Source organism: Salinibacterium sp. UTAS2018, assembly GCF_004118935.1.
Taxonomy (GTDB): Bacteria; Actinomycetota; Actinomycetes; order Actinomycetales; family Microbacteriaceae; genus Rhodoglobus.
Window position 1 is genome coordinate 1,950,625 of the sequence record NZ_CP035375.1, and the last position, 16,269, is coordinate 1,966,893.

At 62.7% G+C, this 16,269-nt stretch carries 16 protein-coding genes; 9 read left to right on the plus strand and 7 right to left on the minus strand.

All coding sequences use genetic code 11. From position 1 onward, the window contains the following. Positions 1 to 75 precede the first annotated feature (75 nt). Complete coding sequence (locus ESZ53_RS09265) at positions 76 to 861, plus strand: SDR family NAD(P)-dependent oxidoreductase (protein ID WP_129073568.1); 786 nt, start codon at positions 76 to 78, stop codon at positions 859 to 861. A 127-nt stretch (positions 862 to 988) separates the two neighbouring features. On the opposite strand, the gene ESZ53_RS09270 is transcribed toward ESZ53_RS09265, so the two are convergent. From ESZ53_RS09270 to ESZ53_RS09280, 3 genes are all read right to left on the minus strand, one after another. Next, entirely contained in the window at positions 989 to 3,226 is a 2,238-nt protein-coding gene (locus ESZ53_RS09270) for an LLM class flavin-dependent oxidoreductase (protein WP_129072565.1), read from the minus strand. Between the two features lie 101 nt (positions 3,227 to 3,327). Then, positions 3,328 to 3,756, minus strand: coding sequence for a nuclear transport factor 2 family protein (locus ESZ53_RS09275; protein ID WP_129072566.1), 429 nt, complete (start codon positions 3,754 to 3,756; stop codon positions 3,328 to 3,330). A 44-nt stretch (positions 3,757 to 3,800) separates the two neighbouring features. Continuing rightward, on the minus strand, positions 3,801 to 4,634 hold the full coding sequence (locus tag ESZ53_RS09280; protein ID WP_129072567.1) for an SDR family NAD(P)-dependent oxidoreductase: 834 nt from the start codon (positions 4,632 to 4,634) through the stop codon (positions 3,801 to 3,803). A gap of 97 nt (positions 4,635 to 4,731) precedes the next feature. Between ESZ53_RS09280 and ESZ53_RS09285 the strand changes: the two genes are divergently transcribed. Next, positions 4,732 to 5,220, plus strand: a complete 489-nt coding sequence (locus ESZ53_RS09285; RefSeq protein ID WP_197122529.1) for a MarR family winged helix-turn-helix transcriptional regulator — start codon at positions 4,732 to 4,734, stop codon at positions 5,218 to 5,220. Positions 5,221 to 5,324: 104 nt separating this feature from the next. Here the strand turns inward: ESZ53_RS09285 and ESZ53_RS09290 are convergent, their stop codons facing one another. Then, the gene (locus tag ESZ53_RS09290) at positions 5,325 to 7,304 is read right to left on the minus strand and encodes a heavy metal translocating P-type ATPase (protein ID WP_129072568.1); all 1,980 of its coding nucleotides are present in this window, start codon (positions 7,302 to 7,304) and stop codon (positions 5,325 to 5,327) included. A gap of 70 nt (positions 7,305 to 7,374) precedes the next feature. On the opposite strand from ESZ53_RS09290, the gene ESZ53_RS09295 reads away from it, so the two are divergent. Both ESZ53_RS09295 and ESZ53_RS09300 read left to right on the plus strand, forming a co-directional pair. Then, positions 7,375 to 7,677, plus strand: coding sequence for a DUF2470 domain-containing protein (locus tag ESZ53_RS09295; RefSeq protein WP_129072569.1), 303 nt, complete (start codon positions 7,375 to 7,377; stop codon positions 7,675 to 7,677). A gap of 130 nt (positions 7,678 to 7,807) precedes the next feature. After that, on the plus strand, positions 7,808 to 8,215 hold the full coding sequence (locus tag ESZ53_RS09300) for a DUF4383 domain-containing protein (protein WP_129072570.1): 408 nt from the start codon (positions 7,808 to 7,810) through the stop codon (positions 8,213 to 8,215). Between the two features lie 25 nt (positions 8,216 to 8,240). Here the strand turns inward: ESZ53_RS09300 and ESZ53_RS09305 are convergent, their stop codons facing one another. Continuing rightward, the gene (locus ESZ53_RS09305; protein ID WP_246837278.1) at positions 8,241 to 9,755 is read right to left on the minus strand and encodes an MFS transporter; all 1,515 of its coding nucleotides are present in this window, start codon (positions 9,753 to 9,755) and stop codon (positions 8,241 to 8,243) included. Between the two features lie 108 nt (positions 9,756 to 9,863). On the opposite strand from ESZ53_RS09305, the gene ESZ53_RS09310 reads away from it, so the two are divergent. Next, positions 9,864 to 10,511 carry a heme oxygenase (biliverdin-producing) gene (locus ESZ53_RS09310; RefSeq protein WP_129072571.1) on the plus strand — a complete coding sequence of 216 codons (648 nt, stop codon included), beginning with the start codon at positions 9,864 to 9,866 and terminating at the stop codon, positions 10,509 to 10,511. A 99-nt stretch (positions 10,512 to 10,610) separates the two neighbouring features. Here ESZ53_RS09310 and ESZ53_RS09315 read toward each other — a convergent pair whose 3' ends face one another. Continuing rightward, positions 10,611 to 11,627 (minus strand): Gfo/Idh/MocA family protein, encoded by a 1,017-nt coding sequence (locus ESZ53_RS09315; protein ID WP_129072572.1) that lies wholly within the window; start codon positions 11,625 to 11,627, stop codon positions 10,611 to 10,613. Beyond that, positions 11,624 to 12,217 carry an N-acetyltransferase gene (locus ESZ53_RS09320; protein ID WP_129072573.1) on the minus strand — a complete coding sequence of 198 codons (594 nt, stop codon included), beginning with the start codon at positions 12,215 to 12,217 and terminating at the stop codon, positions 11,624 to 11,626. The genes ESZ53_RS09315 and ESZ53_RS09320 overlap by 4 nt, the downstream gene beginning before the upstream one ends. Before the next feature lie 209 nt (positions 12,218 to 12,426). On the opposite strand from ESZ53_RS09320, the gene ESZ53_RS09325 reads away from it, so the two are divergent. From ESZ53_RS09325 to ESZ53_RS09340, 4 genes are read left to right on the plus strand one after another with little or no spacing between them, the layout of a single operon-like run. Further along, the gene (locus ESZ53_RS09325; protein WP_246837279.1) at positions 12,427 to 13,167 is read left to right on the plus strand and encodes a GntR family transcriptional regulator; all 741 of its coding nucleotides are present in this window, start codon (positions 12,427 to 12,429) and stop codon (positions 13,165 to 13,167) included. Continuing rightward, positions 13,167 to 14,090, plus strand: a complete 924-nt coding sequence (locus ESZ53_RS09330; protein ID WP_129072574.1) for an N-acetylglucosamine kinase — start codon at positions 13,167 to 13,169, stop codon at positions 14,088 to 14,090. Before ESZ53_RS09325 ends, ESZ53_RS09330 begins: the two co-directional genes overlap by 1 nt. After that, positions 14,087 to 14,851 (plus strand): sugar isomerase domain-containing protein, encoded by a 765-nt coding sequence (locus ESZ53_RS09335; RefSeq protein WP_129072575.1) that lies wholly within the window; start codon positions 14,087 to 14,089, stop codon positions 14,849 to 14,851. Before ESZ53_RS09330 ends, ESZ53_RS09335 begins: the two co-directional genes overlap by 4 nt. Beyond that, a complete protein-coding gene (locus tag ESZ53_RS09340) occupies positions 14,848 to 16,269 on the plus strand; it encodes a beta-N-acetylglucosaminidase domain-containing protein (RefSeq protein ID WP_129072576.1) in 1,422 nt (473 codons plus the stop codon). Before ESZ53_RS09335 ends, ESZ53_RS09340 begins: the two co-directional genes overlap by 4 nt.

Sequence of the window (16,269 nt, forward strand, 5' to 3'; positions counted from 1 at the left end):
CAGGATCAGTTTCACTTGCTTGGGAAAGTGAAACGGGCTCGTCGTTACTCATCGAGAGCAGGAGAAATTGTGGATATGCAACTCAGCGGCAAGAAGGCGTTCATCAGCGGATCGACTCAAGGAATCGGCTACGCGATTGCCCAGGCGATGCTCGCTGAGGGTGTTGACGTGACGATTAATGGGCGGAGCGAAGCCAAGCTTCACCAAGCAGTTGCCCAGCTCCGAGCATCCGAGCCGGGTGGAACCGTCTCCGGAATCGTCGCCGACCTCAGTGACGCCACTGCGACCGAGAACCTACTCGAGCAGCTAGGCGACATCGACATTCTGGTGAACAATGTCGGGCTCTTTGAGCTGTCGCCCTTCCACGACATTCCCGACTCAGAGTGGCAACACTATTTCGAGGTGAACGTCATGAGTGGCGTGCGGCTCTCGCGGCACGCACTGGGCGGCATGATCGCAAAAAACTGGGGTCGGATCATATTTATCGGCAGCGAGTCGGGAGTGAACATCCCGGCGGACATGGTCCACTACGGTCTCTCTAAGGCGGCAAACCTCGCCCTGAGCAACGGACTCTCGAAGCTCACACGCGGCACAAACGTGACGGTCAACACGATCCTCGGAGGACCAACCTATTCCGACGGGGTGGCAAACGCCGTCAACGAGATCGCTGAGGCACAGGCGATCTCCGCAGACGACATGAAAGCCGCCATCATTGGCGGCAACACAACCTCTCTTCTCCAGAGGTTCATCGACCCCACTGAGATTGCCAACCTTGCTCTTTACCTAGCCAGCCCCCGGTCTTCAGCAACAAACGGGGCGGCGGTTCGCGCAGATGGTGGAGTTCTCACCACACTGATCTAACAGGGCCTCGTAAAGCTGGGCCCCCTGTCGCCGGTCGAGGATTATCCGGCACCAGGCGAGTGGCAGTGTGATTTCGCACGCAGCCCCGAGCTTCACGCTACTCGCGTGACCGCGTCATCCGGCGGCGTTAGGCCTGCGCCGCCGGAATCACCGAGAAGTTGTCGCGGAACAGCCCCTGCGGGTCAACGCGCGCTTTGATGTCGCGAAGACGCGAGAGTGTCGGCGGCGGGAAGGCATCGTGGATTCGTTCGGGGTCGAGCGATGTTTCGAAGCTCAGGTAGGTTCCGCTGAGGAACGGCTTCACCTTGGCCCACTCTTTGGCGAGGCGTTGGGCGTTGGAGCTGCCCGCACTGATCGCAAAGTTTGCTGACCGATGGGCGTAGGCCGTGGCATCCGCCGCAACATCTGAGACGGCACCGCCGACGCAGCGAATCTGGATGAACGTGCTGGCCCCGCTTTCGATGAAGCGCGCCAACGCCTCGGCAACGTCAGGCGTGAGGTGCTCGATGAGGCCGGATGCGGAAACGGGTTCGCCCCGCCCGGAATGTGGTGCCGGGCTGGCATTGCCCATCAGCGCGCTGTACGGCAAAAGCTGAACGGATTGACTGGTGAGGGGCGCAATTTCGGCGAGCGGTTGGAGGCAGTTCAGGATGGTGTCGGGCTCGTCTGATGCCACAGCGCCCAAGACGTTGACGCCAACGTACGGCGCCGAGTTTTGGCGAACGATCGCAAGCTCGGTCGTGAGGTCGCGGGGAGCTTCCTCCATCGCAGCACCCCACCGCTCGAGCAGCTCCGGCATGTTTCCGGGATCGAAACCCAGCTGGGCGAATCCGATGTCGGCGACTTCCTCCACCACAAAGTCGAAGCTGACGACGATTCCCATGTTGGCGCCGGCACCGCGGATGGCCCAGAACAGATCCGGGTTCTCTTCAGCGCTGGTGTGCACGAGCGAGCCATCGGCCAACACGATGTCGGCGGCGATGAGATGGTCGATCGTGAGCCCCTGTTGGCGCGCAAGCCAGCCGACGCCACCCGCCGTCGCGAGCCCACCCACTCCTACTCCGCCGTAGTCGCCGGAACTCAAAGCCCAGCCTTCGTCGCCCAAGACGGTCGCGACATCCGCCCACCGAGCGCCCGGCCCGATGCGTACGGTCTTCGCTTCGCGGTCGAGAATCTCGATCGAGTTCAGTTCTTTGAGATCGATGACCAGGCCACCATCGTTGGTACTCCGTCCGCTGATGCCGTGGCCACCGCTGCGCACAGCAAGTTCAAGATGGCGATGAGTGAGAGCGAACTCGACGCTCTCGACAACCTCCTCCACAGTGCGGGGCTGCAATACCAGACCCGGGGAACCGCCGCGCATGTAGGTGGATTTCACACTCGAAAAGTTGTAGTCACCGGGCTCGATAACGCGCACGCCCTCGGGCGCAGCGTCATAGTCAATCCCACTTCGCCGCGCGGCGACCGCTGCGGCGCTCTTCACTTCGGCTGGCTCAAGACCCGTGCGGGCGCGCTCCGTCGCGACCAGTTCGCGTACCGCAGGCATCACTTCTTCGGCGAAGAGCTGCAAGACCATCGCGCTGTCGTTGGCGAGAATGAACGTACTCGCACCGTCTTCTAAAGCCAGCGTTGCAAGCTGCTCAGCCCAGCCATCCAGACCAGTCTGAGGAACGGTGATGTTGGCGAGCCGGCGAATTTCGCGAGGATCGCGGCCGGCCGACACTGCAGCCTTGTCGATGGTGGCGTTGCCACGTGCGAAGTCTCCGGGCTGGAGATACCCCAGCGACGGCAGCCAGCCATTGGCTTTGCGACCAATGAGGCGCAAGCCGCGCGGTTTGAGAGCGCCAATCCAGATCGGAATATCGTGGGCTGCGAGCGGCCCGCGTTGAGCGCCGCGAACGCTGTGCACGGTGCCATCCAAGCGCAAAAGTTGCCGATTTCCGGCATCCCAGATTCCCCGCATAATGTCGATCGCCTCTTCGAGCGCGGTGATCGATTCTCCGGGAGTCAGCCGCGGAACGCCCATGGCGACCACAGCATCCCAGAACGCTCCCGCCCCCAACGCCATGTCGATGCGCCCGCCCGACAGAAGGTCGAGGCTGCTCGCCGCTCGCGCCGCAACAGCGGGATTACGCAACGGAACATTCATGACGTTCGGCGCGATGTGAATGCGGTCAGTTCTCGCCGCAACGTACGAGATCAACGTCCAGGTGTCGAGGAACGAGGGTTGGTAAGGGTGGTCCTGAAAGGTGACGAGATCGAAGCCCAAAGACTCCACGAGCTGCGCCGTTTCGACGGGTGCTTGCGGCGATGCATTCGCGGGTGTCACAAATGCGCCGAATTTCAACGGATGACCGTAGTCCATGAGGGCTCCAATTCTGAGGTAAAGATTTTAGACAGAGAGGCAGTACGCCGGGTGTTCGACCGAGGCCAACATCCGCGGCGCACTGCCGCAACAGGGTTCGGTTAGAACATTCCGTGACCGTTGACGGGGCTAACCGCGGCCGTGATGGGCTGAAGAACATCCCAGTGCTCGAGGGCAACGCCGTCGGCATCCATCTTCCAAATGTCGACGCCGGCCACGCCCAGGTCGTCAGCGTCATCGTTGTACAGGTTGAGGAAGTTAACGTGTGCCCACACCCAGTCGCCAGAAGCAATGATGCGGTGGATGACGACGCGCGCGTTCTGGCGCTCAGCCGTGAGAGCAGCGAAGGTGGCACCGAGCCCGGCAGCGCCATCCGGCAGCAGCGGGTTGTGCTGAATGTATTCGTCGGCGACGAGCTTGTTTGCCGCCTCAACCGAGTTCTTCTGGTTGATGGCTTGCTCATAAAAGTCGATGAGGTTGTTCTTGTTGCGAACGGCACGCTCGTCGGTGGGGTCTACTGCTTCAATCATGATCTGTTTCCTTTTCTATGGGGGGATGGGTTAGGCGGTGTTGGTTAGGCGAGAGTGAGACGCAGGGCGTCCTGCTCCTCGGGGGTTGATGAGCTAAGGAACTGCACGAGCTGCGCAGCGTCGTCACCGATCGTGGCGGTGCTGGGGGCAGGGGTGCGTTCGGCGATGTCAACAACTTCGACTGCTGCGGCCGCCGAAGTGAGGCCCTTCGCTTGGCCGTCGTTGAACCCAGCCGCAAAACGGGCAAGAGCTTCGCCGTAGTGTTCGCGCTGGTCATCGGTGAGAGTGTTCGTGAGTTCGCCGAGGAGAGCGGCCGATTTGGTGGGGCCTCCCGTGAGCATGCTGCCGGGCTGGATAATCGTGACCTCAACCCCGAAGCGGTGAAGTTCGGTGCGGTACGCCTTCATCAGAGCTTCAACGGCGATCTTGGAGGCAGCGGATGGCGCGTTGAACGCCATCGGAAATGCGGCCGAAATGGTGCTGATCTGAACGATTCGCCCCTGAGCTGCACGCAGCTGCGGCAGGAACGCGTTGACAACAGTGAGCGGCGCGAAGGTGTTGACTTCGAATTCTTGGCGAATCGCGTCAAGAGGCACAAGCTCAAGCGGGCCTGGGGTCAGGATGCCCGCGTTGTTGATGAGCAGGTTGACCTTTCCCCCCGACTTGGCCGCAACATTTGCGGCCCAGATACGCACGGCATCAGGGTTCGTGATGTCAACGCGGGAGAGAACAATGCGCGGGTTGCCACTTGCCGGCTCGCTACTGAGCGTCGTTCCGTACACGGTGTAGCCCTTCGCTGCGAGCTCCTCGGCAATGTCTTTGCCGAGCCCGCTCGCCGCGCCCGTTACTACCGCGGTCGCGCTTTCGTGTTCGTTCATGGTCTCGCCCTTACCGATCTCGAGCCTGTCGCCCGGTGAGAATTTACTTGACTGGGCAACTATAACACTTACTTGCTTGATCAAGTACAATTGCGTTATGGCTCACCACAACAACGGCATGACCCGCGACGAAAAGGCTCTAATGCAGGCACTCTCGCGGGCGATTAGCGTCGTACCGCGCGTGCTCGATGCCGACCTTCAGCGCGACCAGCAGTTGCCTCTCACCGACTACTTCGCCCTCACCTACCTCTCTGAGGCAGAAGGCCAGCGCCTGCGCATCAACGAAGTCGCCACCCGGCTATCGATGACCATCAGCGGCGCGACTCGCACCGTGAACCGCCTCGAAGCCCTCGAGCTTGTCGCCCGAGAACGCTCCGCTAGCGACGGTCGGGGCGCGGATGTCGTACTCACCGACGTCGGCCTGAAACGCCTCAAAGCGGCCTGGCCCAGCCACCGCGACAGCGCCCGTCGGCGCGTGCTCGACCGTCTCGACGCGAACGAACTCGCGGTCCTCACAAAGGCACTGAACAGCATCGGCGCAGAACCCGACGATTTCGATTCCACGGACTGCCCTCCCCAATCCTGAAACCACCCTGGCGACGAAACCACAGCGCTGTCGAAGCGCTGTCGAAGCGCTTTCGAAGCGCTAGCGACGCCGAAGCGCGCGCACTGTGAGAGCTCGGCCGCTGGTTAGTCCTTGGCGATAACCGCCTCGGGCCGCAGGTCGAGGCGGCGCAGCAGCTGCGCGTTCGCCGCGACAACAACGGTCGAGGCTGACATGAGTAGCGCGCCCACCGAGATGGGCAGCACGAAGCCGATAGGCGCAAGCACGCCAGCAGCGAGGGGCACTGCGAGGAGGTTGTAGCCGGCAGCCCACCACAGGTTTTGGCGCATCTTGCCGTAGCTGCGGCGCGAGAGTTCGATCACGGCAAGCACTGAGCGCGGGTCGTCGCTCGCGAGCACGACGCCGGCGGAAGCGATTGCTACGTCAGTTCCGGCGCCGATCGCGATTCCGACGTCCGCCTGCGCAAGGGCCGGCGCATCGTTCACGCCGTCACCGACCATGGCAACGGTGGCGCCTGCCTTCTGCAGTTCGGCGACTTTGCTTGCTTTGTCTTCGGGATGCACGCCCGAGAACACCCGGTCGATGCCGAGTTCGGCGGCTACTGACTGAGCAACGGCATCCGCGTCTCCAGTGATCATCACGACCGTGACGCCCTGCGCGTGCAGCGCATCGATTGCTTGGCGCGAGTCTTCGCGCACTTCATCTGCGAGCCCAATTGCCCCGATCACGTGACCGCCAGAGAGCACGTGCAGAATGATCGCGCCGGCATCCGCCCACTCGGTTGTTACGCCGACGGGCTGCTGGTTGTGCTGGCGCAACATGCTCGGCCCTCCAACACTGATCGTCGCGCCATCGACAGTAGCTTCGACGCCAACACCGCTCGACGAACTGAAGTTGGAGGCGCCTACTCGTTCGAGTTCGCGCTCCTTCGCGGCGGTCACAATCGCCCTGGCCAGCGGATGCTCACTGTCGTTTTCCGCTGCCGCTGCGAGTCGAAGAACGTCATCTTCACTCGCATCCCCGACCGCCACAACGTGCGTGACGGCGGGCTCGCCCTTCGTGAGGGTTCCCGTCTTGTCGAAGAGAACGGTGTCGACCTTGCGCATCGTTTCGAGGGCAAGGCGGTCTTTCACGAGCACTCCGGCACGAGCCGCCCGCTCCGTAGAAATGGAGACGACGAGCGGGATGGCGAGGCCGAGAGCATGCGGGCAGGCGATGACGAGCACGGTGATGGTGCGCACGATGGCATCGTCGGGACTGCCGACAAGAGTCCAGACCGTAGCGGTAATTGCTGCAGCACCGAGCGCGAACCAGAACAGCCAGCCCGCCGCGGTGTCGGCGATGCGCTGCGCGGGTGACGACGAGCTTTGCGCCGTTTCGACGAGCTTCGTGATGCCCGCGAGCGCCGTGTCCTCGCCAATCGCGGTGACCTTCACCCGGATCGAGTTATCGGTCGCAACGGTTCCCGCCACGACGCGGTCGCCCAGGCCCCGCTTAACCGGCTGCGACTCTCCGGTGATCATCGACTCATCCACCTCGGCTGAACCGTCAATCACTTCGCCGTCGGCGGGCACTCGTCCGCCGGGGCGCACGATGACGACGTCGCCCACCACGAGGTCAGCCGGCGGCACGGTGACGAAGTCGTCGCCCTTAACCTTCTCCGCTTCATCCGGAAGCAAAGCGGCAAGAGAGTCGAGCGCGCTGGAGGTCTGAGCCAGCGACCGCATCTCGACCCAGTGACCGAGCAGCATCACAACGATGAGTAGCGCGAGCTCCCACCAAAAGTCGAGCTCGGCCGCGATGAGGCCGAGAGTGGATGCCCATGATGCAACGAACGCGACGGTGATCGCCAGAGAAATCAGCAGCATCATTCCCGGCTTACGGGCTTTCAACTCAGAAAAACCGCCCGTGAGGAATGGCTTGCCGCCCCAGAAGTACATGACGGTGCCGAGAACCGGCGAGATCCAGTGAAGGAGCGCGACATCGGGCAGCGAGTACCCCAGGATCTGCGCAAACATCATGCTGAAGCCGGCAACCGGAATTGCCATCACCAGCATTATCCAGAAAAGCCGGCGGAACTGAGCGACATGGTGAGAGTGATCCATGAACGCCACGCTATACCCCTAGAGGGTATGCCTCAACCCAAAGAACTCAACTCCCAGCTAGCGTAGACCCGTGATCACCTTCAGCGCAGAAATCGTGTCCGCCGTCCTCGCCCACATGAATAGCGACCACAACGATGACAATCTGCTCATCGTTCGTGCGTTTGCGGAATCTGCCGCCATTTCAGCGGCCATGGTGTCGCTCGACGGCACCGAGGGCACGTGGCAGTATTCGGATGTCGACGGCATCGAGCATCACGTGACCGTGCCGTGGAGCACCGAGATCACCGAGCGCGCCGAGATCCGCCATGAGATCGTGAAACTGTACGACGCCGCGTGTGAAAAGTTGGGTGTCGAGGCTCGACCTCACAGCTAGCGTTGCTGCGGCATCCGCCACAACGCGTTATGTTTCACCCGGCGCTCCCCTAGCCAAATGCCCCCGGTTAGGAGTACCAATAGAGAGCACGATCGCGCACTTACCTAGGGTGCGCAAGGGGGAAGTACTCATGACTCGATCACCTAACCGCATGCTCGGCGCGATTGTGGGCGCATTTTTTGTGCTCTTCGGGCTACTCGGTTTCACCGTTACGAACGGCGTCGGCTTCTTCGCCACCGAGGGCGGGCTGCTCGCCAATCTCTTTCAACTCAACGTTTTCCACAACGTTATCCACATAGTGATAGGTGCCGCTCTGGTGCTGGCAGCGCTCTCACATCGGGCCGCATCACGTGCGGTCAACGCCGGCCTCGGCTTCACTTTTCTCGTTCTCGGTTTCGCGGGGCTGCTTCTCGTCGGCTCGGAGTTCAATATCTTGGCGATCAATCCGGCCGACAATGTTCTGCACTTCGCCGCGGCCGTCGTGCTGCTTGTCGTGGGCATCGGAGCCGACAGTCGGGCTACCGGCGTCAGTGTTTAACGGGGAAGTACGACCAATCGCCGCGTTAGCTGCGCACTGACCTCAACGTCCCCAGAGTGATCGCAATCGCCACCGCCATGAGCGCTACGGCCACCCACGAGGTGGTGACGACTCCCGAATCGAAGGCGTGACGCGCCGAAATAAGCAGCTCTTCGGCGGTCGTTGCGGGCAGAGTCGAGGCGACTTCTACCGCGCCGCCCAACGTTTCGCGGGCCGCTGTTGCATCGCCAGGCGCGACCCCCTGTGGAATCTCGATCGTTGAACGATACGACGCGGTCAGGATGCTGCCCAACACCGCAGTGCCCAGCACAGCGCCCAGTTCGTACGCGGTTTCGGAGACTCCGGATGCCGCTCCCGCCTTGTCTGGCGGAACGCTCGAGATGATCAGGTCGTTTGAGAGGGTCTCGGCCGAACCAATACCGGCACCGAGAACACAGAACGCGATGATGTAACTCAGAACCGTGGCTTCGCTGCCGGTCAACGCGATAAAACCGTACGCGAGCAGCGACAGCGTGAGGCCACCCGCCATCAGATAGCCCGGCCGTACAAAGCGCACTACGGGCACCACCACTAGCCCAGCCACGATGATCACGAGGATGCCCGGGGTCAGGGCGAGGGCCGCGTCAAAGGGGCTCAGCCCTTCCACAAGCTGGAGGTGCTGGGTGAGAAAGAAGAGCAAGCCGAGCAGCGAAAAGACGCTCACGAGATTCACGAGCACGGCACCACTGAACGAGGGCACTCGAAACAGTTGCATATCGAGCATGGGGTTTGTCTGCCCCAGCAGGCGGCGCACAAAGAAAGTGCCGGACAGCGCGGCGACTACCAAAAGGGCAATGGGCAGCACTCCCACGCCCTCGGTGGCGAGCTCCTTGATGGCGTAGACGGCCGGCCCGAGCGTGAGAATCGACAAGATGATGCTGCCCCAGTCGAACGGTCCCGGGGCGGGATCCTTCGATTCAGGGATCAAGATGGGCGCGAAGATCAACAGCGGAAGCAGGAACGGCACGGCGACGAGAAATACCGAGCCCCACCAGAAGTTCTCCAGCAACACTCCCCCGACGAGCGGCCCGATGGCCGAACCGGCCGAGAACCCGGCGGCCCAAATCGCGATCGCGAGCCGGCGCTGACGGCGATCGACAAACAGCGAGCGAAGCAGCGACAACGTCGACGGCATCAGCATCGCGCCAAAGACGCCCAACAGAATGCGAGCGAGAACAAGAGTGGTCGCATCCGGAGCAAACGCCGCAAGCACCGAAACGATGCCAAACCCCGAGGCGCCGATGAGCAACAAACGGCGGCGACCGAAGCGATCGCCGAGATTACCCATCCCGACCAACAGCGCGGCTAAGACCAGGGGGTAAACGTCAACAATCCACAGCTGGGCAACCGCGCTCGGGCGCAGGTCGCGGGCAATGCTCGGCAGCGCAAAACTGAGCACGGTGTTGTCGATCGACACCAACAGTGTCGGCAACATCAGTACGCCGAGCGCCAGCCATTGCTTCGTCGTTGCCAGCACTCGGGGCTGTTCAGTTGCACTCACCTGCTCACGATACAGTCCCGCCGAAGACCCAACTTTCGGATGATGTTTCGCCCAATTCGCCTTCGCTAGAGTGAGGGTCACCTAACCCCGCTTTCGCTAGGAGACCCCGTGGCAGTAATTCCGTTCTCGCAGGCACTTCGCGAGCGCACCTGGTCGAGCCACGGCGATAGCGAGGGTGCCGACTTCATGAAAGACCTCATGACGGGCAAGGGAACACGCGAAGACTACGTTGCGCTTGTTGCCCAGCATTACTTCATTTATGAAGCGATTGAAGCGGCAGCCGACCACTTCTCCACCAACCCCGAGGCGGCGCCGTTCATCACGTCGCAGCTCACCCGCCTCCCCGCGATCGAAGCAGACCTCGAGTTCTTGATCGGCGCCGACTGGCGCGACAAGATCACTGCGTTACCGACCGCCGCCGCCTACGCCGCTCGCGTGCGCGAAATCGCCGCCCAAAACTGGGCCGGTGGCTTCATCGCCCACCACTACACCCGCTACCTCGGCGATCTGTCGGGCGGTCAGGTCATCCGCACCATCATGCAACGCCAGTTCGGTTTCGACACCAACGGCGTCGGTTTCTACCTGTTCGACGAAATTGCCAAGCCCAAAGAGTTCAAAATCACGTACCGCGATCAGCTTGATGCTGTCGAGTGGGATGACGCTGAACGCGACCGAGTCATTGACGAAGTGCTCGCCGCGTACAAGTTCAACACCGACCTGTTCATCGACCTGTCGCGCGCGAAAGCGGCCGCCTAGCCTGCCGCGCGGGTCGTGTCGCCGAACCGGCACGGCCCGCCTTGGGCTCTTTATGCGCGGACCAATGTGACCCTGCCCGCGGTCGCCTCTGAAGCTGGGCTACCCCGCAGCCTCTACCTGCGCCCGCAGCCCATCAAGCGTGCGCAGCACGCTGAGCGATGCATCGAGCGGATGCTCGGGCGCTTCCGTTCGTCCGGCCGCAACGTGCGCCGCAATCGCCGTCGTTTGAAAAGCGAGCCCCTCGCGGCCCCGCAACCCTGTGCGATCCGTGAACTCGGTGCGTTCGTCATCGCGCACAAACGCGAACCCGTTCGGCGCATAGAACGGCGTGCGCACCTCGACTCGAGCGCGCGTGCCGCTGATGCGGGCCTCCGTGGGGGTGTCGGCGAGCATCGTGGTGTGCAACACCGCCTGGGCACCGGTGGCGTGGTCGAGAATCATGGCCGCCTGCGCATCGACACCGCTCGCGAGCATCCGCCCCGTTGCCACTGCTGCGCTGGGGGCGCCGAGCACAAACTGCGAAAACCAGACCGGGTAGATGCCGATGTCGCGAAGCGAACCGCCGCCCATCGCCGGGTCGAAGACGGGCTGACCGGATGGTTCGCCAAAGTTGGCGCCGAAATCTGCCGTGACCATCGCCACGTCTCCGAGCTCGCCGGCTGCTAACAGTTGCGCCACGATCGTGGTTTGCGGCAAGAAGCGGGTCCACATGGCTTCCATGGCGAAGACACCAGCGGCGCGGGCGGCATCCACAATCACTTGGGCGTCAGCGGCATCGATACCGAGAGGCTTCTCGATCAAAACGTGCTTGCCCGCGGCGATCGCAAGCAGCGCCAGAGGCTGGTGAAACACGTTGGGCGCGGCGATGTAGACGATGTCGACGTCGGGGTCAGCAACGAGCTGGTCGTAGCTGCCATAACTGCGCTCGATGCCGTGCTTGTGGGCGAACTCGGCGGCGCGATCGGCCGAGCGAGACGCCACAGCGACTACCCGCTGATCGGTGTTCGCGTGCATCGCCGCGACCCAGTCGGTGGCGATACCACCGGGAGCGAGAACGCCCCAACGCAGTGTCGGGCCGCCCCGAAGCGGGGTTGCTGTCGATTCAGGCAGGATCATGACAGTTCCATTCCCAGGTAGATCGAGTCGGTGCCGCGAGCCAGCTCAACGAAGCCGAGGTGATGGTAGAACGAGATCGCATTGTGGTTGTCTTCGCCAACATCCAAATGAACGCCGCGCACTCCGCGAGCGCGAAGCGCCGCAAAGAGTGTCTCCATCATTGCTCGGCCCGCCCCTGTGCCCTGCACGCGCGGCAGTAGATCGATGTGGAGGTGGGCGGGATGGCGTTCGACCGCCGCTGCCGGCGACTTCACCGGTGTGTGAAGGTGCGCGATGAGTTCGTCGTCGAGCGAACTGCCCGCAGTTGCCGGATACTGTTCGCGCAATATCGGCCACCATTCCCGCTCTTGCCACTGTTCGAATTCGCGCGTATCGGCGGCTCCCAGAACGTAGCCGGCGACTCCGAGTTCGTCCGCGATGACGAACGCAAGATCGAGGGCACCGACCAGATACGGGCCCACGTAGACGTGGCCCAGGAGGTCAGGATTCTCGACGAGTGCGCTGCCGTCGGCCCCGGCATCCGCAGTCTGAAGACACACACGATAGGTGCCGGGAAGATCATGGAGCGCCGCGGGCCGAATGTTGCTCATGGATTCACCCTAGCGGTCGCGTCAACTGGTCTACATTGACCACGTCCCAACCCGGCTCCAGTGGTCTAAGCGGACCCAATAAAGAGCAATATTCGCCTACTCAAAGGGCGCAGCTAGCGGGATGTTTCGAGAATGTTACGACACAATGTACCCCAAATTGGTCTACTCGGCTCTTTACCGCTCCCCTCAAAATGGGCTTCAATGAGAGGGTGACAGTCGTAGAAGAGTCAACCCGGCACACCCTTCGCGCACGCCTGCGGGAGCTCGTGGCCTCCACAGAGGTCGGCAAGAGCCTCCCGAGCGAGCGCGACTTGAGCGCCCGCTGGGGTGTCGCCCGCATGACCATTCGTCGCGCCGTCGATGCCCTTGTGGCCGAAGGTTTGGTCGAACGCCGCCACGGCTCCGGCACCTACGTCACCCCTCAGCCGTTCGTTCGATTGCTCGGGCTCACCTCGTTCTCACAAGACATGCGCGACCGTGGCCTCGAGCCGAGCGCACGCTTGCTCGCCTATCGCGTGGCTCCCGCCGATTCCGCTATCGCCGCCCAACTGCACATCACCCCTGGCGACCTTGTAGTTAGTTTCACGCGACTGCGCCTCGGCAGTGGCGAGGCAATGGCCGTCGAGACCGTTTGGATTCCCCAAGCCCTCGTTCCCGGCATCAACGGCAGCGATCTCGGCGGCTCGCTCTACGAACTCTTGAGCAACCGATACCGCATCGCTCCCGGTGCTGCGAACGTGTCGATCGAGCCCGTGCTGCCCGACGAGCGTGTGCGCGAGCTGCTCACCATCAGCGAGAACCAGGCCTGCCTGCGCATTCGGATGGTCGATTCCGACGCACGGGGCAACATCATCATGATCGCCAACTGTTTCTACCGCGGCGACAAGTACCAGCTCACCGCGCAGGTCTCCGGCGGAGCGTTCACTTCAGATCAGGCTCGGAAAAGCTAATGCTTCGCGTGCTCGCTGTCGATGGCGGCCAGTCTGGCATCCGGCTCAAAAGCAGCGCACAGCCGGGCACCGTTGAAGTGGATGGCGTCAGCCGTCTCGAAGGCGACACCATGCGGTCCGTCGCTGGTGCAGTCGCTGTGGCGTGGGGCCATGGCAAATTCGCCCCGGTTGACCGCGTAATCATGGGGCTGACGACTGTTCCGGCGGATGCTGCCTCCTTTTCACGCCTAGCCGAATTGGTGGCTACGACCACGGGGGCCAGCGAAGTGTGGATCGCCAATGACACTGCCACCTCCCACGCCGGCGCCCTGTCTGCCGAGGCGGGCGTCTCGCTCAATACGGGAACGGGCGTCGCGTGCCTCGCCGTGCGCGAGAACGGGGAAACGCACACGGTCGATGGTGATGGCTACCTCTTGGGCGACTCTGGCGGCGGATTCTGGCTCGGCAGCCGCGGAATTTCGGCGGTACTTCGTGCCGGTGACGGCCGCGGAGAAAAAACGGCGCTCAGTGCTCGAGCCGCCGAGCAGTTTGACGGACTCAGCAATCTCGCGGCCCGACTTCATAGTGCCCACCGCCCGGTCAATCGCATTTCTCAATTCGCGCGCTCGGTTCTCGCCGCGGCAAGCGACGGAGATGCCGTTGCCAACAACATCGTGGAGGAAGCCGCGCGCGAGCTTTTTCTCACCGCACGCGTTGCCGTTGACTGGGTGGCAGCGGATGCCCCGCTCGCGCTCGGCGGCAAATTGCTCGGCCCCAACACTCTGCTTTTCGCTCGCCTCGTCGAGCACCTCGCCGCTGAAGGTATGTCGTTCCGTCCCGCCGATGGCTCGGCGCTGGAAGGCGCGCTGTTGATCGGCACGGGCGACACCGACAATCTTTATCGCAGCCTCATCCACGTGTGGAAAGAAGGAAACCTCGCATGACTCACCCGAGCCCGAGCCCCACCACCCTCGACGAGCACTCGCCCGCTGCTCGTTACTTGGATGTCGCCACGACGCTCGTCGAGCGGCTGCGCACCGACGAAGGCGGCAACATTCTTGCCGCCGCCCGAATCGTCGCTCGCGCTCTTGTCGCCCAGCGCACCATCCACATATTTGGTACTGGCCACTCGCACATGCTGGCGGAGGAGTTGTTTTACCGTGCTGGTGGTCTCGTCAACGTGAAGCCCCTGCTCTTCGAGGGCCTCATGCTGCACACGAGCGCTCTGCTCAGCACCTCGCTCGAGCGCCTGCCCGGCCTCGCCGCGGCGCTGTTGCGCGATCACCCCATCGCCCCCGATGACGTGTTGATCGTGGCATCTAACTCGGGTAGCAACGCCGTAACTTCTGAGCTCGTGCAGTTGGCGATGGCCGGTGGCACCCCCGTCATCGCGATCACCAGCCTGAACCACGCCACCTCCCCAGAGGCCCGCCCCACCACACTGCCGCGACTCCACGAACTCGCGACCGTCGTGATCGACAACGGTGGCGCCGTCGGTGATGCTGCTGTCGACATCGCCGGCCTAGGCAGCCGGGTCTCCGCGACCTCTACTGTGGTGGGAGCAGCAATTCTGAACGCCGTGATGGCCGAAGCCATTCAGCTTTCTGTCGATGCCGGGGTGATTCCTGATGTCTACGAAAGCAGCAACACGGCCAGCGGAGATCTCAGCAACCACCAATTCGTTGGCCGGATAACGACACCATGACCACTAGCTCTCGGGGCGGCGCCATCCCCTCGCCCTTCGCCGTCCGCGGCGTTATCGAGGGGTTCTACGGCGCGCCCTGGAGCCATGAACAGCGCCTCAACCTGATCGATTTTCTCGGGGAGCGGGGCATGAACACCTTCGTATACTCCCCCAAAGACGACCCGCTCGTGCGTCACGACTGGCGCACCCCCTACGAAGGTTCCGAGCTTGAGCGCCTGGCCGAACTCATTGCGCGCTGTGCCACGCACGACATGACTTTCATGTACTGCCTCTCCCCCGGGCTCACGATGAAGTACTCCAGCGATGACGACATCGAGATGCTGCTCGCTAAGTTCGGCTCCGTGCGCGAACTGGGCGTCACCAGCTTCGGCCTGTTGTTGGATGACATTCCCACCCGGCTGCAGCATCCAGCGGATAGAGCGGCCTTCCCCGATCTCGTCACCGCCCACCAATCGGTCGTTGGCCGCGTGTTCGCGAAGTTTGACTCGAGCACTCAGCTCACCGTGTGCCCCACGCAGTACTGGGGATACGGCGACGAGGAGTACATCAGCCGGCTCGGGCTCGGCATTGACCCGCGCATCGACCTCTTCTGGACGGGCCGCGCCATCTGCTCGGCGACCCTCGATCTCACCGACGCCGCCGTTTTCGCTCGCGCGACAGGTCGCCCCGCGACCTACTGGGACAACTATCCCGTGAACGATGTCGCCATGGGCCATGAGCTGCACATCGGCCCGTATCGTGGCCGCGACCCGGAGTTACACCGGTTCTCAACCGGCATCATCGCCAACGGTATGGAGCTTTTCGAGTCTTCCAAGATTCCCTTCGCAACGATCGCCGACTACCTGCGCGACCCCACAGGCTACGATCCCGAGGCCAGCTGGAAGCAAGCGATTCTGGATGTCGTCGGTCCCGAAAACGCTGAAGACTTCAGCGTCTTTGCCGACACTGTTCGCTCCTCGTGCCTCTCTGCTGACGATGCTCCCGCCCTGGGCGAGGCCCTCGAACGCTTCACTTTTGAGTCGGAGTATGGCGACCCCGTCGCTGCGGCATCCGAGTTGCTCACGATTGCAGACTCGATGGTGCATAGCGCCGACCGCTTGCTCGACGGTCCCGTCACTAACCAACCTCTCATTGACGAAGTTCGCCCCTGGCTCGAATCGTTCCGCGTGGGGGCTCACGCTCTCGTCGAGGTCGCGCAGCTCGCAGCGGCAGGCCAGCTCACCACCGACGGCCCCGCGCGGCTTCGTCCTTTCCTCGATGCGCTCCGCGCCGCTCGCCGCCGAGTATTCGGCGACCTGCTCGATATGACTTTGGCGGAGCTCGTTGCCGCCGGGGCTTCACCACCCGCACCACCTGCTCCACCTGCTCCACCCCGCACTGCATCACCCGACACTGCATCACCTACAGCAAAGGAATGA